The organism is Neolewinella maritima (assembly GCF_923081025.1).
Lineage (GTDB): Bacteria > Bacteroidota > Bacteroidia > Chitinophagales > Saprospiraceae > Neolewinella > Neolewinella maritima.
The window spans coordinates 102,498-122,865 of sequence record NZ_CAKLPZ010000003.1 but is presented as its reverse complement, the minus strand read 5'-3'; the positions used below and the strand labels follow the sequence as shown (position 1 = coordinate 122,865).

The window sequence follows — 20,368 nt, the reverse complement described above, 5'->3', positions numbered from 1 at the left end:
AAACCAGCGGTACTAACCCCTTCTCCCTCGCAGTTGCCCGAGCTGCCCAGGAGGCGAAGGTGCGTGGTGCCGGCCAATTTCATCCTGACATGCGTCACGGTAAGAGAATTAATCACTTAAGTCGCACCAGCGCCCACCGCAAGGCCCTTCTGCGCAACCTCACCATCGCCCTGATCACGCACAAGCGGATCAATACGACGCTGGCGAAGGCCAAGGCGCTGCGCAAGTACGCCGAGCCCCTGTTCACCAAGTCCAAGAGCAACGACACGCACAACCGGCGTGTGGTCTTTAGCTACCTGCAGGACAAGGAGGCCGTTACGGAGCTCTTCAGCACCATTGCCGACAAGATCGGTGACCGTCCCGGCGGCTACCTGCGCGTCATCAAGACGGGCTTCCGTCTGGGAGACGGCGCGGAGATGGCCATGATCGAATTGGTCGACTTTAACGATGTATACGATAAGGACGGAACGAAGTCTGCCGGTAAGACCCGTCGCAGCCGTCGCCGTCGTGGAGGCAAGGGAGGCAGCAGTGATGCCAGCCAGGCAGCCGCACCGACTAGCACGGCCGATGTAGCGGATAAGCCCGCCGCAGCACCCATCGCAGCCGCTGCCGCACCCGTAGCGGAGGAGCCTAAAGCCCCCAAGACACCGGACGTAGCCGACGCTACTACCAGCGAAGAGGAATAGTCTATACTATTTCACCTAGCTTACTTAAAGCCCGGAACTGCCTGCAGTTCCGGGCTTTTCTGTTGGGGCAACTTCGTATCCTATCGTGTGTTGATACATTAAATACACCTACTATGGAAATTGGTATCGACGATTTTGGCGCCAGCGTACTGGATCCGCAGACGGATGCGGTAGTCCACGCACAGCAGTCCATGGCGGAACTGCTGGAGCGAATTGAGCAGGCGGACAAGAGCGGACTGCACCTTTTCGGTATGGGAGAGCACCACCGAAAGGAGTTTTTCGATTCCTCACCGGTGACCATTCTCGCAGCGGCCGCCAGTCGGACCAGCCAGATTAAGCTCAGCAGTGCCGTGACCGTACTGAGTGCGGCCGACCCCGTACGGGTATTCCAGAGTTACGCTACCCTGGACCTGATCTCCAATGGGCGTGCGGAGATGGTGGTAGGCCGTGGCTCATTCATCGATGCCTTCCCGCTCTTCGGCCTGGACCTCGGCAACTACGACGAATTGTTCGTTGAGAAACTAGGCTTGCTCCTGAAGATTCGCGACAACGAGCGGGTCACCTGGTCCGGCCGGTTCCGTGCACCCCTGAACGACCAGCCGATCTATCCGCGTCCGGTCAATAAGCTGCCGATCTGGGTCGGGGTAGGCGGTACCCCGGCTTCCTTTGCCCGGGCGGGTACGCTGGGTTTGCCCCTGATGGTGGCCGTAATCGGTGGGGAGACGCACCGCTTCCGTCCCCTGGTCGATATGTACTGGGCGGCGGCCGAGCGCGCCGGTCACGATCTGGACACCCTGGAGGTAGGGCTGCATTCGCTGGGCTATGTGGCGGACTCCACCGAGCAGGCTGCCGACGAGTTCTTCCCCGGATATGCCCGACAGATGACCCGTATCGGTAAGGAGCGCGGCTGGGCGCCGATCACCCGGGGTCACTTCGATGCACAGCGCGGTAAGCTCGGCGCACTCGTGGTCGGCGGACCGGAAGAAGTAGCCGAGAAGATGCTCCGGCACAGTAAGGCACTCGGTGGGGTTACCCGCTTCAGTTTGCAAATGGGGGTAGCTGACCTGACGCACGAGCAGCAAATGAATGCGATCAGGCTGATTGGAGAGCAGGTGATCCCGCGGGTCAATAGCTAGTCAGGCTGCCATAGCGTGGTGGGCAGGCTTATCTTGCTTCCATGCCCCTACCCTATACCACGTTGAGCTATTGTCTTTTCCTCCTGTGCGCTAGCCTGACGGCCCAGGACAGCTGTACGCTCATCACTCCACAGTACGTATTTGACGGTACCACGCTGCACGAAGACCTGGCCGTACTGCTGCTACACGATACGATCGCCCAAGTGGCAGAGGCAGGGAGCCTACGTGCGCCCGCCGGCTGTACAGTTCGCGATTTCCCCGGGGGCACCCTACTGCCCGGCATGATCGAGGGGCACGCTCACCTACTGCTACATCCCTACAATGAAACCTCCTGGACTGACCAGGTCCTCCTGGAATCCCACGCCGAGCGGGCCATCCGCGGCGGGGAACATGCGCGGCGTACGCTGCAGGCCGGCTTCACTACCGTGCGTGACCTGGGTTCGGAGGGAGCGGGGTATGCGGACGTAGGACTCAAGCAGGCCATCGAGAAGGGGGTCATCCCCGGTCCCCGCTTACTAGTGGCGGGCAAGGCCATCGTAGCCACGGGTAGTTACGGTCCCGGTGGGTACGCTGAGCACGTTACCGTGCCCCTTGGTGCCGAGGTAGCTGACGGACAGGACGAGCTCACCCGCGTAGTCCGCGACCAGATTGGCCACGGCGCCGATGTGATCAAGGTTTACGCCGATTACCGTTGGGGCCCCGACGGCAGCGCACAGCCCACCTTCACCGAGCGCGAACTGGCCCTGATCGTAGAACTGGCCGAAAGCAGTGGCCGCCCCGTAGTAGCCCACGCCGCCACCGCCGAGGGCATGCGCCGCGCCACCCTGGCCGGTGTATCCACCATCGAACACGGAGACGGTGGCACCCCTGAAGTATTCGCCCTGATGGCGGAACGCGGTGTAGCCCTCTGCCCCACCCTGGCCGCCGGCGACGCTATCCTACAGTACCGCGGCTGGCATAAGGACACGGACCCCGAGCCGGAGCGCGTCGTCCAGAAGCGTCAGTCCTTTTCCGATGCCCTGGCTGCGGGCGTCACCATTGTAGCCGGTGGCGACGTAGGTGTCTTCCCCCACGGCGACAACGTGCGCGAGCTTGAGCTGATGGTCGACTACGGCATGTCTCCCCTCGAGGTACTCCGCTCCGTCACCTCCGGCAATGCCGATGTATTCGACCTGGCCGATCGCCTGGGTCGCATCACTCCTGGCCTACTAGCTGATCTGGTGATCGTCCAGGGCGACCCCACCACTGATATTTCCGCCCTACGTCAAGTGGTCTACGTCATGCAGAAAGGCGTGCCCGTCCCCCTACCCCACCCATAAAATCCGCGATAATCTGCGACAAAATCTGCCTGAATCTGCGTTTAGACTGACCACGCCTACGACCGCAGGATCTTAACCTTCTCCCGCTCGAACGACTCCTCGGTAAGGATACCATCGTCTTTCAGCCGGGCCAGCCGCTCGATCCGCGTAATCAGATCATCAGAAAGTTCCAGGGTTTCCGCAGGTTGCTCCTCGGTGGGTGGCGTGACCGGCGGCGCACTAGCTACGGGCGGCATCCGGTAGCCATTCGACTTGAAGGCGTGAAACTCCGGCGTAGACCGTAAGTACGCCAGGTGATCGTTCTGCTCGATGGCATCGAAGTCGTAAAAGCCGTGCTCCAGTGCTAGGGATAGATGACGAAGGGCAGCCGCGGTATCCTCGTGAATACTGTGCAGCGCAGCCAGTTTGTAGTGGACTTCCCCCTGCCGCGGATCCACGTTCAGCGACTTGCGGTAATCTTCCATGGCCCCGTCAAAATCATACTGTTGGTACTTCCGATCGCCACTGACGCGGAAGGGATCCAGCTTTGGTTCCGGAGTGCGCACTACATGTTTGGTCGCCGGGGGCGGGACAACGGGCGCGACGTAGATGACCTGCTGCTGTGCTTGCTGCCGCTGCAAGCTGGCGTAGTACTCGGCTGGATTGTACTTTCGGTCAAACTTGTCCTCGCTCTGAGTCAGGAAAATGATCCCGTCGATCATGGAGATGATGGTGGGAATGAAGGTCCAGATGAAGAACAGGTACAGTAGTCCCCTGCCCACCTGTCCGAGGTAAAAACGGTGCACCCCGAGGCCACCAAAAATGAGCGCCAGAATGCCGGCTGTCGTTTTGTCTTTCATTGCTGCTGGTAAAACGCCTGATCGGATGCGAAAGGTTGGGACATCTGCCGCCGATCGGAGGGAAGCCACCGGGAATTCGACGTACAACACGAATCGGTAGATAATCGACCCACACCGCACCCGCGGCCCCGCCCCCCGTTCCGCCTCCGGCACCTCATACCCTTAACCCCCTTAACCCCCTTAACTCCCTAACCCCTTGCTAACTACCACCACTACCCACCGCGTACGCTACGGCGAGACCGACCAGATGGGCTACCTCTACTATGGCCGCTATGCGCTGCTGTACGAGATCGGGCGGGCGGAGATGCTGCGCGATCTGGGCCTGAACTACGCCGATATGGAGGGGGAGGAGGGCATCATGATGCCGGTGATGAGCCTCAACCAGCGGTTCGTGCGGCCGGCACACTACGACGAAGTGCTCACAATCACGACTACCTTACGGCGCATGCCGGACCGTACGATCACCTTCCACCTCGAAATTCACAACGAAAAGGGTAAATTGGTGAACGGTGGGTCGGTCAAGCTGTGTTTTGTAGCGGTCAAGACCCAGCGGACGGTGCATGCCCCCGACTACCTGCTGCAGGTCTTACGTCCCTACTTTGAAGCCTAAGTTCGACATCCACGCCTTTACCCGCTACTTCACCGAGCACCCCTGGGTGATCGGCCTGACGAAGTACGCCAAGGAGAACAGCTTCATCGGCTTCAAGGGCGTACCGATCTATGATGTGGTGGTCTTCGTGATCAACGAGGCCACGCGCGACGACCTCTTTACGCGGGCCAATAGTGTGGCCTTCAGTTTCTTCCTGTCGCTCTTCCCCTCAATCCTGACGCTGTTCACCCTTACGCCCTTCGTGCTGGACCTGCTGGCCATCTGGTTCCCCGAGCTGGAGAACTTCAACATGACCCTGTACGAAGAGATCAAACGGGTCATGCCGGGGCAGGCCGGCGATATCCTGTTCGGCTTCGTGCAGGACGTGACCAACTCACCCAAGATCGGTCTGCTCAGTTTCGGCTTTCTGCTGGCCATCTACTTTTCCAGCAATGGCATGATCGCCCTCATGCAGGCTTTTGAAAAGAGCTACGTCAAGGTATTTCGCCAGCGGGGCTTTCTGCGCAAGCGCATGGTGGCGGCCGGACTGACCTTTCTCATCTTCCTCTTCATCGTGGCCAGCGTCATGCTGGTCATCGTCGGCGACACCTTCATCGGCTGGATCGACAGCTGGCTGGAGCTGGGCGGCTTTTCGGTCTTTCTCATCAACCTGGTGCGCTGGGTGACCATGCTGTCGCTCTACTACATCATCATCGGCAGCCTGTACCGCTACGGGGCGGCGACCATCCAGCGCTTCAGCTACGTCTCGCCGGGGGTGACACTGGCTACCATCCTGAGCCTGGCCACGTCGGTCGCCTTCAGCTTCTACATCGACGGCTTCAACCGCTACGATACCTACACCAAGTTCTACGGCTCCATTGCCACCATCATCATCGTCATGCTGTGGCTACAGCTCAACGCGCTGATCCTGATCATCGGCTTCGAGCTCAACGCGGCCATCGCGGTGCACCGGGATCTGACGTTGGGGATGGAGGAGGCAGAGGAGGAGTAAGACGCCTTCGGCTGGTTAGGGGGGCGGGGTCGCGGGTGCGGGGAAACGTTCCCTAAAAGGCGACCTGGAACGTAGTCTCCACATCGGTAGCACCTCCTGCGGGTGTAGGATTGCTGATGGAGATGCCGGCGGCCGTTTTATTGGGCTCGTGGCGGAGGATGATCGTCATGTCGCCACTAGACGAGGCGCCCGTGGTGAGGGTAGTGCGGATACCGATGGGGTTGCCATCGGCGTCGGCGTCCGCGTAGTCGACGGTGACGTCCAGCGCGGTGGCGGTCTGGTAGAAGAACTGATGCTCCTCGTCTTCTTCGGCGACTTCGAGCGTGATGTCTTCCACGTCGGAGGGGTCGGATGCATCGAGCAGTTGAACGGTGCCGAGGTATACCGTATTGGGTACGAGGGTACCGTTGGTAGCGATTACGGGGGGTTGGCCGCCGTCGCCATCACGATCCTGGAAACTGAAGGTAACCGTTCCGCCGGTTCCACTGTTGGGTACTAGCGTGTAGATCAGATCGGTGATCAGCTCTTCCTCGTTAGGTATTATGGGATCGTCGTCATCGCCGCAGCTTACTGCGAACAGGATGAGCGCGAATAGCATAAAGTAGGTAGTAGGTGGTCGGTACATGCGCGAGTGGTTATTTTACCGCAAGGTATACCTAATTTTCGTTAATGCAACATTGTTGCTATAAATTTAATCATGTCATCTCGCCGCAGAACTGAAGCTCAGACTCAACTACTCGACCTGCTTCGCCGCGAGTCTACGGCCCTGAGCCACGATGACATTTCCGCGAAGCTGCCTACCGATATCAACCGCGTGACGATCTACCGCATTCTCAACCGCTTCGTGGCCGATGGCTTAGCGCACCGGATCGTGGCCGACGACGGTCGCCAGTATTTCGCCAGTTGCGCAGATGGCTGCGCACACGATACTGCGGCACACGGCCACCTTCACTTTCGCTGTCTGGTATGTGACCGTGTAGAGTGCCTGCCCGAGCAGGTAGCCTTTAGTTTGCCGGAGGGCTATCGGGTAGAAAACTACAATGTCACGCTCTCCGGAACGTGCAATAGCTGCTCGGCCCTTGCAGAAGCAAACTGATGGCAACCTACTGCTTAATGAATCGCCGCGTGGTATGCCGCTCGTTCTCCAGGAGGCGGAGATAGTATACACCCGGGGGTAGTGCACGTAGATCTAGTGCCTGGCGTGCCCATCCCACTGCCTTCTGTAGCGTAGCCTGCCGCAGCTGCCGGCCGTGGGCGTCGGTGATGACCATACGGACTGGACCCGCGAACGGGCTTTCCCACTGAAACGTAAGTCGACTGCTTACCGGGTTAGGGAACAGACTGAGCTCAGCGCCTGCCCAGTCATCCACGGCAGTGAAGGCCGGGGCGGAGGGCTGGGCAGCAGCACTGCAATTCGTAGCGGGATCGCCGAATGTGTCGCCGGTCAACTCACTAGCCGTGAGCGTGAGGTAGATCTTATCCAGGACCGCTCCATCCTCCCGGAATGCGAAGTCGAGGGTATTGGCCCCTTCTTGCAGGGCAAATGCTACGGGAGTCTGCTGCCAGGAGTAAGCATCCACGAACTCGAAGCCACGGTCCCATTCGTACCAGGGCCCTCCGTTGGTCCGTATCCAGTACGAGTCGCTGAGGTTGTCCGGTGTTTTAACCCGCGCGAAGAGGTTATAGCTGCCTGAATCCGCAGCCGCGATGGTAAAGCGCAGGAGGTTAGCCGGCTCATCGGTCGGGGGGGTATCCGTTGCGGTGGCTCCCCGCACCACTACCGCCGCGTCACTACTTGCGGCGGCGTCGGACTCTACGCTCCACTGGTCTCCCACCGTGGCACACTCAGCTTCCAGCGAGAACGTATTGCGGTCGGTAGGCTCCGGGGACGGGGTGAAGGGGCAGCTATCCGCAGGACCACCCAGGAAGCTCGGTACGATACTGTACTTGGTGAGGAGCAGTTTGTCAAGTTGGAAACCGGCGGACAGGTAGGCGATGTCTATCGTATTGGTGCCCGCTACCAGTGCGCCCCGGGGAACGGAATAGCCCGCCCAGGCCAGGCCCTTTCCCCTGATCCTGGCGGGTTGCCGCAGGGACCACGGTCCGTCGTTGTACCGTACCCAGAACATTTCTCCATTGTCGATATTGGCGCGGAACCAAATGCTAAACCTACCCGACTCGATGGCCGGATCTTCAATGACGAAGCGGATCAGGTTGCTAGGAAGATCGACGGGGGGCATGAAGCGGCTGGCACCGCTACGCGTGCTGGTTAGTACGATCCCATTGGACGCAGCGGGGTCGCGCGCTGGTGCCCAGGTACTGCCTACTATGGCACATTCAGCTTCTAGCCAGAAGAGGCCTTTATCCACCGGAGGCGAGGTGATCTTCTGGCACTCCTGTGTCGCAATGCCTAGTCCGGTGGGTTTCAGGTCAGCATTGTTGGTGAGCAGAATTTTATCCAGGCGGGTACTGTTTTCCCGGTACGTAAAATCGACGGTGTTGGTGCCGTTCACCAGCTCCGCCGTAGTTAGCTGCACCCACTGGAAGCCCTGTCCGATACGGAGGCCCTGCTTGATTTCCTGCCAGGCCCCGTTGTTGATACGCAGCCAGTACGAATCGTTGGTCCGCGTGGGGGCGTTCACCCGAGCAAAGAGTTGGTAGGGGCCTGGTTGGGTGTTGGCTACGGTGAAGCGCACGAGATTTTCGGCTACGTCATCGGGCGGGCCCGTCAGTGATACGAATTGTGTTTCCACGTACGCGCCACCTGCCGCGCTGTCGCTGAGCACTTTGGTCCAGCGGCTACCGATATCGGCACACTCGGCTTCTAGCCAGTAGGAGGTATCCGTCAGACCGATAACGGGTCCAGTCGTAGCCCGTATTCCGTGTAGAGCAAATACGGTAAGCAGGATGATCCATAGCAGGGACCGCAGGGTAGCTGTTTGGTGCATAGTTCATTGCTTGGGTGATTGAATAGTAGGTACGATTAAGGTACTACTTAATCATTGTTCCGCCATATGCGAAAAGTTAAATAGACTATTTCTTTCTTCGCGGGCTTCTGCACGGCGTTCGCTAGGTCATTCGGTACCTTTGTCGGTTCAAGCGTACTGTATGTTCCGACCCCAATTAGCCGACGTATTCGCCCAGCGTATTCTAGTCCTCGACGGCGCGATGGGCAGCCTCATTCAGGGTTACGGACTCACCGAGGCCGACTACCGCCACGGCTACTTCGAGGACCACCCCAGCGACCTGAAGGGCAACCACGACCTGCTGGTACTTACGCGGCCTGACGTGATCGAGGAGATCCACCGCGCCTACCTGGACGCCGGAGCAGACCTGATCGAGACCAATACCTTCAGCGGCACCGTCATCGCCCAGGAGGACTACGGTACCCAGGGCATCGTATATGAGCTGAATAAAGCGGCCGCCAAGGTTGCACGGCGGGCAGCGGATGCCTACTCCACCCCCGATAAACCGCGCTACGTGGCCGGCGCGATCGGTCCCACCAACCGCACGCTAAGCATTTCCCCCGACGTGAACGACCCCGGCTACCGCGCCATCACCTTCGAGCAGCTGGCCGCTGCCTACAAAACACAGGTCGAGGGACTCACCGACGGTGGAGCCGACTGCATCCTGATCGAAACCATCTTCGATACCCTCAATGCCAAGGCTGCCCTGTTCGCCCTGCAGGAAGTACGGGACGAACGCGGTATCGAGCTCCCCGTCATCATTTCCGGCACCATTACGGATGCTAGTGGGCGCACGCTGTCCGGACAGACCGTAGAGGCCTTCTACATCTCCGTAGCCCACGCCCGGCCCCTCTGCATCGGCCTCAATTGTGCCCTAGGCGCGAAGGAGATGCGTACCCACCTGGCGGCACTGTCCCGGATCGCCGAGTGCTACGTCCACGCCTACCCCAATGCCGGCCTGCCCAACGAGATGGGTGAGTACGACCAGGATGCAGACGAGATGCGGGCTTTCATCCGCGACTTTGCGGATAGCGGACTGGTCAATATGGTCGGTGGATGCTGCGGCACCACGCCGGCCCACATCGCCGCGATGGCCGATACCACACAGCACCTGCGGCCCCGCCCCCTGCCCCGGCCCAGCAGCAATACCCGCCTGAGTGGCCTGGAACCCCTGGAGATCCGTGAGGAGACCAACTTCGTCAACGTAGGCGAGCGCACCAACGTGACCGGCTCGCGCAAATTCGCCCGTCTGATCAAGACCGGCGACTACCCCACCGCCCTCGACGTGGCCCGCGATCAGGTGGAGGGCGGTGCCCAGGTCATCGACGTGAATATGGACGAGGGCCTGCTCGACTCCCAGGAGGCCATGACGACCTTCCTGAACCTGGTCATGGCCGAGCCCGATATCGCCAAGCTGCCCGTGATGATCGACTCCTCGAAGTGGGACGTGATCGAGGCCGGTCTGCGCTGCGTACAGGGCAAGTGCGTCGTCAACTCCATCAGCATGAAGGAGGGGGAAGCGGAATTTCTGCGGCAGGCACGGCTCGTGCGCCGCTACGGTGCCGCGGCAGTCGTGATGGCCTTCGACGAGCAGGGACAGGCCGACTCCATCGACCGCAAGGTGGAAATTTGCGTGCGCGCCTATAAGCTGCTCACCGAGCAGGCGGGCTTCGATGCACAGGATATCATCTTCGACCCCAATATCTTCGCCGTGGCCACCGGCATCGAGGAGCACAACAATTACGGGGTAGACTTCATTGAGGCTACGCGGCAGATCAAGCAGCGCTGCCCGGGCGCGAAGATCAGCGGTGGCGTATCCAATGTGAGCTTTTCCTTTCGCGGCAACGACCTGGTGCGTGAGGCCATGCATTCCGCCTTCCTCTACCACGCCATCGGGGCGGGCATGGATATGGGCATCGTCAACGCCGGCCTGATCGAGGTCTACGCCGACATCCCGGACGATCTACTGCAGCGGGTGGAGGACGTCATCCTCAACCGCCGCGACGACGCCACGGATCGCCTCATGGAGTTTGCCGAGGGCCTCAGGAACGTCGGCGGCCGTACCGTCGAGCGGGACCTGCGCTGGCGGGAAAGTACCGTACAGGAGCGCCTGCGCCACAGCCTCGTGCGCGGCATCACCGAGTACATCACCGAAGATACCGAGGAGGCGCGCCAGCAGTACCCCCGCCCCCTGCACGTCATCGAGGGTCCTCTCATGGACGGCATGAACGTAGTGGGTGATCTCTTCGGCGCCGGCAAGATGTTCCTGCCCCAGGTCGTCAAGAGTGCGCGCGTAATGAAGCAGGCCGTGGCGTACCTGCAGCCATTTATTGAGGCGGAGCGGGAGGCGCGGGCACTGAATTCCTCTCCCCCGACCCCTCTCCAGGGGAGAGGGGAGCTGACCCGCGGTGATGGTCGGTTGACGGAAGATTATTGGAGGGTAGAGCCAGCTGATTTCAAGACTCTCCTCGGCTACGCAAAAGAAATGCGTAAAAACCCCACCGAAGCGGAGCGGCTGCTATGGTCATACCTACGGGCGGGCGGGGTCGCTGGTGCGAAGTTTTACCGGCAAAAACCTCTTGGTTCCTGCATTCCTGACTTTGTGTGCCTACAGAAACGGGTCGTCGTTGAGATAGACGGCGGCTACCACAATGAGCCAGAAATCATTCTACAGGATGCAGAAAGAGATAAAATGTTTGCGGATGTGGGCTATCAAGTCTTACGCTTCTCAAATAAGCAGGTGATAGAAGATGCAGCAGGCGTAGTAGATAAGATTACCGAGGTCGTAGCGAAGGCACGCCCACGTCCAGTGCCGTTCCCTAAAGAACACTACTACGAAGCAACCAGCAAAGCGGCTGGCTCACCCCTCTCCCCTGGAGAGGGGCCGGGGGAGAGGGAAGAACACCAAGAAAAGAACTCCCACCACAAAGGCAGCATCCTACTAGCCACCGTAAAGGGCGACGTCCACGACATCGGCAAGAATATTGTAGGTGTAGTATTGAGCTGCAACAACTACCAGATCCACGACCTCGGCGTGATGGTGCCCGCCAGTAAGATCCTCGACGAAGCGGAGCGGCTGGGTGTAGACATCATCGGGCTATCGGGCCTGATCACGCCCTCGCTGGACGAGATGGTCAATGTGGCCGCCGAGATGGAGCGCCGCGGACTGCAGACTCCCCTACTCATCGGTGGGGCTACCACGAGTAAGACCCACACCGCCATACGGATCGAGCCGGCCTACTCCGGACCTACCGTACACGTACTGGACGCGAGCCGGGCCGTGGCGGTGGTGAGCGAGCTGCTGAACTCGGAGGAGCACGTCCGCCAGACCTACCGGGAGGGTATTACCACCGAGTACGAACGGGTACGCGTGCACCGGGCCGGACAGCAGTCGAACAAGAAGTTTCTGCCCATCCAACAGGCCCGGCAGAATGGGCTGAAGCTGGACTGGGATACCTACACCCCGCCCGTTCCTACCTTTTTGGGTAATAAGGTATTCAACGACTACCCCCTGGAGGAACTCGTGGATTTCATCGACTGGACGCCCTTTTTCAGCAGCTGGGGGCTGGCGGGGAAGTTTCCGGACATACTTACGGACGAGGTGGTAGGTGTACAGGCTACGGAGCTATACCAGGAGGCGCGTACTATGCTCCGGCAGCTAGTAGACGAAAAGTGGCTCACCGCCCGGGGCGTCATCGGCTTCTACCCCGCTCAGGCGGAGATTGAAACGGATACGGTGGTCGTCTCCCCTCTCCCCTGGAGAGGGGCCGGGGGAGAGGGAAAGAAGGCAAGGCAGGTTATCCCTCTCTACCAGCTCCGCCAGCAAAGCAAAAAAGCTAAGGGCCGACCCAACCAGTCGCTGACCGACTATATCGCGCCACTGGAAGGCGATAAGCAAGACTACATCGGGGCCTTTGCCGTCACTACTGGCATCGGGATCGAGGAGCACGTCAAGCGCTTCGAGGCGGCCCACGATGATTATTCCGCCATTATGATTAAGGCGCTGGCCGACCGGCTGGCCGAAGCCTTTGCCGAGGTACTGCACCTGCGGACGCGCCAAACGTACTGGGGCTACGAACCGGAGGAACAGCTGGCCGGAGAGGACCTGATCGCTGAGAAGTACCGCGGGATTCGTCCTGCCCCCGGCTATCCGGCCTGTCCGGAGCATACGGAGAAGGCCAAGCTCTGGCAGCTACTCGACGCGGAGGCCGCCACCGGCATCACGCTTACGGAAAGCTACGCGATGTACCCGACGGCTAGCGTGAGTGGTTGGTACTATAGTCATCCCGAGGCCGCCTACTTCACCGTGCGGGGTATACAGCCGGATCAGGAGCGCGATTATGCCGAGCGTAAAGGCTGGGATCCGGTGACGGCCGACCGCTGGTTGGCGCCCATTCGGGGCTAGCGCCGCTAAGGCGACGTTAAATCCGCAGGGGATACCGCCGGACCGCTGGAAAGCACCTACCTTAGAGGCTACCCTTAGAAACCCGGCTTATGTTCCGCACCTTTACGCTGTTGCTTTGTCTTTGTTGGACGCTGGCCGCATCAGCGCAGATCACCCTGACCACCGCATACTTCCCGGCAGCGGGCGATACCCTGGTGTACGGAGAGGCCGCAGCGGCTGATGGTGTTGATCTACTGAGCCCCGGAGCGGACCGGCAGTGGGACTTCGGGCAGCAAGTAGCCGTAGATACCCAACTACAGATCATCCTGCCCTACGACGACAATCCGGAATTTCCGGATGCGGATGTGATCGTGGCCATCGATAGTGCCAATCAGGGCTATTACGCGCTCACCGATACGACCTACGAATTAATAGGCATACAGGGTAGACTGGCCGACGTACTCCCGGGTTTTGAGTACAACACGCCCCTGGAGCCCGGTCGCGCCCAGCGGCGTGCCCCCCTGAACTACGCCGACAGCTATGCTTCCACGACCGTGAACGTGATTGCCGTAGATGCAGACAGTCTGCCCGCTGAGGCTTTAGATGCGCTCGGGGAGTTTGGTCCGCTACTAAGTAACATCGATTCGATCCGCCTTACCTCGACCAGCGTACGGACGGACGAGGTGGATGCCTACGGTACACTCACCATCAACGGTCAGTCTTACGAAGTGCTGCGGGAGCGGCGCACGGAAACGACCAGTGGAATGGTGGAAGTTAAAGCAGGCTTTCTGGGCTTCCTGGACGTAACCACGAATGTACTGAGTGAGGATCCTACACTAGACAATATTTTGGGTACCCAGGATCCCGTAACCACCTACTACTACTGGACCAATACCGAGAAGGAGGCCGTGGCCATCGTGACCGTCGATGATACCGATACCCCGCAGAGCCTGCGCTTCATTCAGGGTGACGTGACGAACTCCGTGCGCGGTCCCCGGCTGGCCCAGGCGCAGGTCAGTGTATATCCTAACCCCGCCCGCAACCTGACCACTTTCGAGGTGGACGGACTGGAGCCCGGCACGTACACCCTGCGCGTGGTCAATATGCTAGGCCGCGAGGTCATTACCCAGCAGCTGGTGCCCGCCGGCGCGCAGGCCCGCACGGAGGTCGACGTGAGCCGGCTACCCCGCGGCCCGTACATATACAGCCTGACCAACGAGCGTGGCCGCATTCTGACTACCCGCCGCCTGCTGGTCAACCGCTAGACAAACGGTCTGCCGGAGGTAGCGTAACTTGGGGGCATGGAAGCGATCATCCACTACTTCGAGACCATCCCCAGCAGTCACCGCACCCTGATATTGGTCGGAGGGCTCACTATATTCTGGGTGCTGGAAAGCGCCGTGCCGCTGGCCCTGGCCGAATACAAGAAGTGGCGCCATGCGGGTATCAACCTCTTTTTCACCCTTACGACCATCGTGGTGAATTTTCTGCTGGCCTTCATCCTGGTCAAGGGCAGCGACTGGGCGGTGGCTAATGAATTCGGTATACTGCAGTGGCTCCACCTGCCCCTGTGGGCGATGGCTATTGTCGGTCTACTGCTGATGGACTTCTTCGGTGCCTACCTAGCCCACTGGACCGAGCACCGCGTACCCCTCCTTTGGCGCTTTCACCTGGTGCACCACACGGATCAGAATGTAGATACCACCACCGCGAACCGCCACCACCCCGGGGAAAGCGTCATCCGCTTTGCCTTCACTACGGCGGCCGTCGTGCTGTTAGGTGCGCCGATCTGGCTCGTCTTCCTATACCAGAGTATCAGTGTAGTGCTAAGTCAGTTCAATCACGCCAACATCACCGTACCCCGTACGATCGACCGGGCACTGCGCACGGTCCTGGTCACGCCGGACATGCACCGCGTGCACCACCATTACCAGCTTCCGTACACGGATTCCAACTACGGCAACATCTTCAGTATTTGGGACCGGCTATTCGGCACCTATTCCGAGCTGGATAATAGCAAGCTTGTCTACGGGGTAGATACGCACATGGAGGAGCACCATCACCAGAATATCCGCACTATGTTAGGTATACCTTTTGGGAAGAAGTAGTACTACCGCACCACCTTCCCGGTGGCCAAGCTCACCATCTTGCCTCCCTTTTCACTCACGTAGCGCTGGATGATACGCGCCGTATCGGGATAGGTCACCGATCGCTTCACGCTGTCGATGGCTGTGGCAATGTTGGTGCACTGCTCCTTATCGATAAATCCGAAGCCCTGGTACTTACCCTCTTCTACCAGGATGACGGAGGCTTCGTCGTGCGTACGTCCGGTATCGAACAGGAGGAAGTCGTCGTCGAAAACGTTACGCAGGTGCAGGCGGGCATCCTCGGCGCGGAGATTGTATTCCGAAGCATCTTCCTGACCGGCGCAGCCGCCGCGGCACTGCTTGAGGTGGAAGTGGAAGCAGGCTCCCCGACTGGGATAGATGTTGGTGAAGGCACTGCAAAGCTCCAGGTGCTTGCGCACGAAATTAAGGCGGCCCTTGGCGCGACTCAGTCCCGGGTACTCGCTGATAATGTCGAGCTCCTTGCGGGCCTGGGCCGTATTGCGCACCACGTCGAAACAGCGGAAGCCCCGCTCATTGAGGTAGCTGTGAATGGCATAGTTGAAGTGCTTGCCCCGCTGGGCGCGGTTGATGCGGGGCTGCAAGCGCTTGATCTCCTCGCTTTCTAGTAGCAGAGCTACCAGTTCGCTGCCGGTGATCTCGTAGGTGATGTCGGCGACCTTCTCGGCGATGCGACTGCCTTTCGTGGTGTGATCGTTGAAGTGCTGGGCGATGCGCTTGCGGATGTTGGTACTCTTGCCCACATAGACTACATCACCGTTCGCGTCGTGGAAGTAGTATACGCCGGTCTCCTCGGGCAACTCCGTGATCTGCTCGAGCTTGATCTGCTTGGGAAGCCGCGTTTCCTTGATACCGTAGTTGATGAGGCGCTTGGCTTCTGCGGCACAGTCTTCGCCGGCCAGGCACATCTGTAGCAATTCCGTGGTAGCCTGGGCGTCGGCCAGCGCGCGGTGGCGGGCCTCGACCGTGAAGCCGAAGTGCTGAATCAGCTTGCCGAGGCTGTAGCTCTTCAGACCGGGAAAGCACTTACGGGTGAGGCGAACGGTGCAGAGCTTGCGGCGGGAGAAGGTGTAGCCCAGGCGGCCAAACTCCTCGCGCAGGAAGCCGTAGTCGAACTTGGCGTTGTGGGCGACGAAGATGCGGCCCTCGGTCAGCTCTACGATCCGTTTGGCGACCTCGTAAAATTTGGGCTTCCCCTTCACCATTTCCTGGGTGATGCCCGTTAACTCTACGATACCGGCGGGGATATACTGCTCGGGATCCAGCAGGGTCTCGAAAGTCTCCGTTACCTTTTCGCCGTCAAACACTACGATACCGATCTCGGTGATGCGCGCCCGACTGGCGCGACTCCCCGTGGTCTCAATATCAACGATCGCGTACTCTTGTTTACTCATGACTCCTTCGCCATACGGCGGACTGCAACCCCTTACTCGGATGGCCAAGGTATACCTTCTTCTTTGTTTTTTCTTAACGTTTGCCGCAAATTGTTTTAAGTCGGGCGCTCCGGTAGCTACCACCGACGGCGCGGAAAACATCTCCATTGCCCCCGCACCCGCGGCCCCGGCTGCTTATGTGCCGGAGGATTACCTGCCGAAGCTGGCGGGGAAAAGACTGGGCATGGTCGTCAATCAGACATCGACCCTGGCCGACGGGACCCACCTCGTGGATACCCTGCTGGCGCTCGGACAGGACGTGCGTCGCATCTTCGCTCCAGAGCATGGATTTCGCGGCACCGCCGATGCCGGAGCGAAGGTGAAAGACGGGGTGGATGTGACGACGGGGCTACCCATCCGCTCCCTCTACGGCAGCAATAAAAAGCCCACGCGGGAGGACCTGGCTGACGTGGACCTCATCGTGTTTGACATACAGGACGTGGGCGCGCGCTTCTACACCTACATCTCTACGCTGCACTACGTGATGGAATCCGCGGCCCGCTACGGCAAGCCGGTGCTGGTGCTGGATCGGCCCAATCCGAATGGCCACTACGTGGACGGCCCTCTGCGTAAGTCGGGGTACGAAAGCTTCGTGGGCCTCGATCCTATTCCGGTCGTGCACGGGCTCACGGTAGGAGAATATGCCCGAATGGTCAACGGCGAAGGCTGGCTCGGGGAGGGACTGCGGTGCGCGCTGGACGTACAGCCGTGCGCGGACTATACCCACACTACCCCCTACGAGCTGCCCGTGCCCCCCTCCCCCAATCTGCCCAACCAGCGTAGTATCTACCTCTACCCCAGTCTGTGCTTCTTCGAGGGTACTGCGCTGAGCGTGGGCCGGGGTACGGACCGGCAGTTTCAGCTGTACGGCCACCCCGCCCTGGACGCGCCGGATACCTTTACGCCGCGGCCCGGTCCCGGCGCGGCCGATCCAAAGCTGAACGGTACCCTCTGCCGGGGCTATGACCTGAGTACCGAGCCTGCGGCGAGCTACCGCATCGATTTCCTGGACCTGGGTCCGCTCCTACAGACTTATGGGGAACTCACGGCTAAGGACGTGGCCTTCTTCACCCGGCCGGACTTCTTCGATCTGCTGGCGGGTACGGACGCGCTGCGGCTGATGATCGAGCGTGGGGCTACGGAGGAGGAGATTCGTGCTAGCTGGGCTGGTGACCTGTCAGCGTACCGGATGTTGCGGGAGAGGTATCTGCTGTATCCATGATGGACAGCACGGGGTAGGGTCCTTTGTAGACAACGGATTATGGACCAGGAATAGCGTACCTTTGCCGGGATGCAGCTTTCCGTTCCGGCCGGCCGCCAAGGCCCCTGAATGACCAAGTATGCTACCCTCGCGTCCATCACCGATGTACTCTTAGATCCTACTACCACACCACAGCTGCGGCGGGATACCATTGAGATCTACCGCGACTTACTGCTCACGGCCTCGGGGGTCGACCTGGGGGATGCCGCCAGCGTAGATCACGTAGATACCGGTAAGGGCGTGGCCATCGGCATGACCTGGGCGGCGCTGTGCGTAGACGATATGATCCGTACCCAGCGCTTCGTTACTGGACTGCACCGGGCGATACAGGACGTAGCCGCCCGGCGTGGCGGACCGGTCCACGTGCTCTACGCCGGCACCGGACCCTTCGTGACCCTGGCGCTGCCCCTGATGACGCGCTTTACCCCCCAGCAGCTACAGTTCACCTGTATCGAGATCAATCCGGCCAGTCTGCGGGCGGCGCAGCGCGTGATCCAGCAGCTTGGGTTTGAGGACTTTATCGCGGACTTCATCGAAGCGGATGCGGCTACCTACGTGATCGATACGCCGCGGCCCATCGACATCGTACTGAGCGAAACCATGCAGTACTGCCTGATCGACGAGATGCAGGTGCCCATTACCCTTAATCTGATGGCGCAGTTGCCAGAGGAAACGATCCTCATTCCGGAGCAGATCCGGCTCAGTCTGGTCGTGCTCGATGAGGCCGGGGATAAGATCGTAGCGGAGCTGGGCCCGATCTTCTCGGTGGATAAGAATAGCCTACGGATCCACAGTATTGGGGCTGCCAATGCGGACTTTCCAACGGTCCGGCTGCCGGTCCCCATTCACGTGCCGCCCGCTAAGCTAGAGCTGACCTCCGGTCCCCTGGCGATCCGCACCGGCATCACGGTATACGGCGAGGAAGTACTGTACGACTACGACAGCGGGCTCACCATTCCCAAAATCATCGGCGACTACCCCAGTGCGGAGGACCCCCTGGAGGCGATCGACTTCACGTACCACCTCGCTCCTTCCCCCTTACTGTGGATGGATTTTGTAGTACCGGAAGCCGTCGCAGCAGAATAGGTCCTACTTCCTTGGTAGTTCCACGACGATTTAGTAGCTTTGCTTAGAATTTAAACTAAGCTAATGACTACCGCTCCCCTCGCGCAGGTGTACCGCCCTACTTTCGGTCTGCTCACCGATCTGTACCAACTCACGATGGCCGCCGGCTACTACCAGCAGGGTATTCACGAGCGGCGGGCGGTGTTCCACCTGTTCTTCCGTAAAGCACCCTTCGGGGAGCGGGCAGCGCTAGCAGCCGGTCTGCCCCTGGCCATCGAGATCGTCAAGGGCCTCCAGTTCAGTGCCGACGACGTGCAGTATCTGGGTCGGCTGAAGGGTGGTAACGGAGAGCCGCTGTTCCGCGAACCCTTTCTGAACTACCTGCAGCGAATGAAATTCACCGGCGACATCGATGCCGTACCGGAGGGCGAGATCGCCCTACCCCACGAGCCGCTATTGCGCATCGAGGGACCCCTGATACAGGTCCAACTACTGGAGACCGCCCTACTCAACGTGATGAACTTCTCGACCCTCATCGCCACCAAAGCAGCCCGCATCAAGGCCGCCGCCGGTGATGACCGGGTGATCGAGTTCGGCCTGCGCCGTGCCCAGGGCATCGATGGCGGCCTCACCGCCTCCCGTTCCGCCTACCTGGGCGGTTGCGACGCAAGCAGTAATGTCTGGGCGGGCCGCTACTTCGACGTACCAGTGCGGGGCACCCACGCTCACAGCTGGGTCATGGCCCACACCGACGAATTAAGCGCCTTCGAAGCATACGCCGAGGCGTTGCCGAACAACTGCATCTTCCTGGTCGACACCTACGATACGATCGAAGGGGTGCGCAATGCCATTCGGGTCGGAAAGCAGCTGCGCGAGCGGGGCCACGACCTACGCGGTATTCGCCTGGATAGCGGTGACCTGGCGGAACTCTCCATCCACGCCCGCCGGATGCTCGATGAGGCCGGCTTTCCGGATGCAATCATCAGCGCCAGTGACAGCCTGGATGAATACGCCATTGCACGACTCAAAGCCGCCGGCGCACGCATTACCGTCTGGGGTATCGGCACCCGCCTGGCTACTGCCTTCGATCAGCCCGCTCTGGGGGGCGTGTACAAGTTGGCCGCCATTCAAAACGCAGCGGGGGAATGGGAAACGAAGGTCAAGCGTTCCGAGACCCTCATCAAGGTCAGCAATCCCGGTCGCCTGGCGGTGCGCCGCTACTACGAAGGCGACCGTCCCGTAGCCAGCCAGCTTTACAATACGCTTACCGGTGAGCCCTCGCTGGCCGTGGTGGATGGTGTCACGGTATCGCATTCCCTTACCGGGCAGTGTACCGAGCTTCTGCAGCCTATATTTAGGCAGGGCGTCGATGTGTATCAGCCCGTCGACCTACACCGCACCCGCGAACGCGCCCTGGTGAACTGGACGCGGTGGCACCAGCCGGATATGGATACCTTTGTGTACGGTCTGGCCCCCGAGCTCCTGGCCGAAAAGCAAGCCCTCCTCACGACCAAGTGACGCCTGCCCCCCATAGGCCTTAACCCCTTAACCC

The 20,368-nt window shown here is 60.1% G+C and carries 15 protein-coding genes and 1 pseudogene; 12 read left to right on the top strand and 4 right to left on the bottom strand.

From position 1 onward, the window contains the following. Positions 1 to 89: 89 nt before the first annotated feature. The 3 genes from rplQ (at position 90) to MJQ68_RS12150 (ending at position 3,141) form a co-directional block, all read left to right on the top strand. The gene (gene rplQ / locus MJQ68_RS18040) at positions 90 to 686 is read left to right on the top strand and encodes a 50S ribosomal protein L17 (RefSeq protein WP_238751391.1); all 597 of its coding nucleotides are present in this window, start codon (positions 90 to 92) and stop codon (positions 684 to 686) included. A gap of 113 nt (positions 687 to 799) precedes the next feature. Continuing rightward, positions 800 to 1,822, top strand: coding sequence for an LLM class flavin-dependent oxidoreductase (locus MJQ68_RS12155; RefSeq protein ID WP_238751390.1), 1,023 nt, complete (start codon positions 800 to 802; stop codon positions 1,820 to 1,822). Positions 1,823 to 1,863: 41 nt separating this feature from the next. After that, a complete protein-coding gene (locus MJQ68_RS12150; protein WP_238751389.1) occupies positions 1,864 to 3,141 on the top strand; it encodes a metal-dependent hydrolase family protein in 1,278 nt (425 codons plus the stop codon). A 641-nt stretch (positions 3,142 to 3,782) separates the two neighbouring features. On the opposite strand, the pseudogene MJQ68_RS18035 reads toward MJQ68_RS12150, so the two are convergent. Next, positions 3,783 to 3,980 (bottom strand): annotated as a pseudogene (locus MJQ68_RS18035) (TM2 domain-containing protein); the annotation flags it as partial. Positions 3,981 to 4,176: 196 nt separating this feature from the next. On the opposite strand from MJQ68_RS18035, the gene MJQ68_RS12140 reads away from it, so the two are divergent. Together MJQ68_RS12140 and MJQ68_RS12135 are read left to right on the top strand one after the other, a co-directional pair. Continuing rightward, entirely contained in the window at positions 4,177 to 4,590 is a 414-nt protein-coding gene (locus tag MJQ68_RS12140) for an acyl-CoA thioesterase (protein ID WP_238751387.1), read from the top strand. Continuing rightward, entirely contained in the window at positions 4,580 to 5,581 is a 1,002-nt protein-coding gene (locus MJQ68_RS12135) for a YihY/virulence factor BrkB family protein (protein WP_238751386.1), read from the top strand. Before MJQ68_RS12140 ends, MJQ68_RS12135 begins: the two co-directional genes overlap by 11 nt. Positions 5,582 to 5,633: 52 nt before the next feature. Here MJQ68_RS12135 and MJQ68_RS12130 read toward each other — a convergent pair whose 3' ends face one another. Then, entirely contained in the window at positions 5,634 to 6,206 is a 573-nt protein-coding gene (locus MJQ68_RS12130) for a type 1 periplasmic binding fold superfamily protein (protein WP_238751385.1), read from the bottom strand. 72 nt (positions 6,207 to 6,278) lie between these two features. Here MJQ68_RS12130 and MJQ68_RS12125 point away from each other — a divergent pair, with 72 nt between their 5' ends. Then, a complete protein-coding gene (locus tag MJQ68_RS12125; protein WP_238751384.1) occupies positions 6,279 to 6,677 on the top strand; it encodes a Fur family transcriptional regulator in 399 nt (132 codons plus the stop codon). Between the two features lie 7 nt (positions 6,678 to 6,684). On the opposite strand, the gene MJQ68_RS12120 is transcribed toward MJQ68_RS12125, so the two are convergent. Then, the gene (locus MJQ68_RS12120) at positions 6,685 to 8,529 is read right to left on the bottom strand and encodes a T9SS type A sorting domain-containing protein (protein WP_238751383.1); all 1,845 of its coding nucleotides are present in this window, start codon (positions 8,527 to 8,529) and stop codon (positions 6,685 to 6,687) included. Between the two features lie 160 nt (positions 8,530 to 8,689). Between MJQ68_RS12120 and metH the strand changes: the two genes are divergently transcribed. The 3 genes from metH (at position 8,690) to MJQ68_RS12105 (ending at position 15,039) form a co-directional block, all read left to right on the top strand. Next, a complete protein-coding gene (metH, locus tag MJQ68_RS12115) occupies positions 8,690 to 12,952 on the top strand; it encodes a methionine synthase (RefSeq protein WP_238751382.1) in 4,263 nt (1,420 codons plus the stop codon). Between the two features lie 89 nt (positions 12,953 to 13,041). Beyond that, positions 13,042 to 14,196, top strand: coding sequence for a T9SS type A sorting domain-containing protein (locus MJQ68_RS12110; protein ID WP_238751381.1), 1,155 nt, complete (start codon positions 13,042 to 13,044; stop codon positions 14,194 to 14,196). Between the two features lie 36 nt (positions 14,197 to 14,232). Then, positions 14,233 to 15,039, top strand: a complete 807-nt coding sequence (locus MJQ68_RS12105) for a sterol desaturase family protein (protein WP_238751380.1) — start codon at positions 14,233 to 14,235, stop codon at positions 15,037 to 15,039. A gap of 2 nt (positions 15,040 to 15,041) precedes the next feature. Here MJQ68_RS12105 and MJQ68_RS12100 read toward each other — a convergent pair whose 3' ends face one another. After that, positions 15,042 to 16,451, bottom strand: coding sequence for an exonuclease domain-containing protein (locus MJQ68_RS12100; protein ID WP_238751379.1), 1,410 nt, complete (start codon positions 16,449 to 16,451; stop codon positions 15,042 to 15,044). On the opposite strand from MJQ68_RS12100, the gene MJQ68_RS12095 reads away from it, so the two are divergent. The 3 genes from MJQ68_RS12095 (at position 16,450) to MJQ68_RS12085 (ending at position 20,334) form a co-directional block, all read left to right on the top strand. Further along, positions 16,450 to 17,712: an exo-beta-N-acetylmuramidase NamZ family protein gene (locus MJQ68_RS12095; RefSeq protein WP_238751378.1), complete on the top strand. Its 1,263-nt coding sequence runs from the start codon at positions 16,450 to 16,452 to the stop codon at positions 17,710 to 17,712. The genes MJQ68_RS12100 and MJQ68_RS12095 overlap by 2 nt on opposite strands. Positions 17,713 to 17,820: 108 nt before the next feature. Next, positions 17,821 to 18,837, top strand: a complete 1,017-nt coding sequence (locus MJQ68_RS12090; protein ID WP_238751377.1) for an SAM-dependent methyltransferase — start codon at positions 17,821 to 17,823, stop codon at positions 18,835 to 18,837. Between the two features lie 63 nt (positions 18,838 to 18,900). Next, on the top strand, positions 18,901 to 20,334 hold the full coding sequence (locus MJQ68_RS12085; RefSeq protein ID WP_238751376.1) for a nicotinate phosphoribosyltransferase: 1,434 nt from the start codon (positions 18,901 to 18,903) through the stop codon (positions 20,332 to 20,334). The last annotated feature ends 34 nt before the right edge of the window (positions 20,335 to 20,368 follow it).

Excerpts from the sequence above, each read along its gene's own strand:
- rplQ (WP_238751391.1), top strand. The coding sequence starts at position 90 with ATGCGTCACGGTAAGAGAATTAATCACTTAAGTCGCACCAGCGCCCAC.
- MJQ68_RS12155 (WP_238751390.1), top strand. The coding sequence starts at position 800 with ATGGAAATTGGTATCGACGATTTTGGCGCCAGCGTACTGGATCCGCAG.
- MJQ68_RS12150 (WP_238751389.1), top strand. The coding sequence starts at position 1,864 with ATGCCCCTACCCTATACCACGTTGAGCTATTGTCTTTTCCTCCTGTGC.
- MJQ68_RS12130 (WP_238751385.1), bottom strand. The coding sequence starts at position 6,206 with ATGTACCGACCACCTACTACCTACTTTATGCTATTCGCGCTCATCCTG.
- MJQ68_RS12125 (WP_238751384.1), top strand. The coding sequence starts at position 6,279 with ATGTCATCTCGCCGCAGAACTGAAGCTCAGACTCAACTACTCGACCTG.
- MJQ68_RS12120 (WP_238751383.1), bottom strand. The coding sequence starts at position 8,529 with ATGCACCAAACAGCTACCCTGCGGTCCCTGCTATGGATCATCCTGCTT.
- metH (WP_238751382.1), top strand. The coding sequence starts at position 8,690 with ATGTTCCGACCCCAATTAGCCGACGTATTCGCCCAGCGTATTCTAGTC.
- MJQ68_RS12110 (WP_238751381.1), top strand. The coding sequence starts at position 13,042 with ATGTTCCGCACCTTTACGCTGTTGCTTTGTCTTTGTTGGACGCTGGCC.
- MJQ68_RS12105 (WP_238751380.1), top strand. The coding sequence starts at position 14,233 with ATGGAAGCGATCATCCACTACTTCGAGACCATCCCCAGCAGTCACCGC.
- MJQ68_RS12095 (WP_238751378.1), top strand. The coding sequence starts at position 16,450 with ATGACTCCTTCGCCATACGGCGGACTGCAACCCCTTACTCGGATGGCC.
- MJQ68_RS12100 (WP_238751379.1), bottom strand. The coding sequence starts at position 16,451 with ATGAGTAAACAAGAGTACGCGATCGTTGATATTGAGACCACGGGGAGT.
- MJQ68_RS12090 (WP_238751377.1), top strand. The coding sequence starts at position 17,821 with ATGACCAAGTATGCTACCCTCGCGTCCATCACCGATGTACTCTTAGAT.
- MJQ68_RS12085 (WP_238751376.1), top strand. The coding sequence starts at position 18,901 with ATGACTACCGCTCCCCTCGCGCAGGTGTACCGCCCTACTTTCGGTCTG.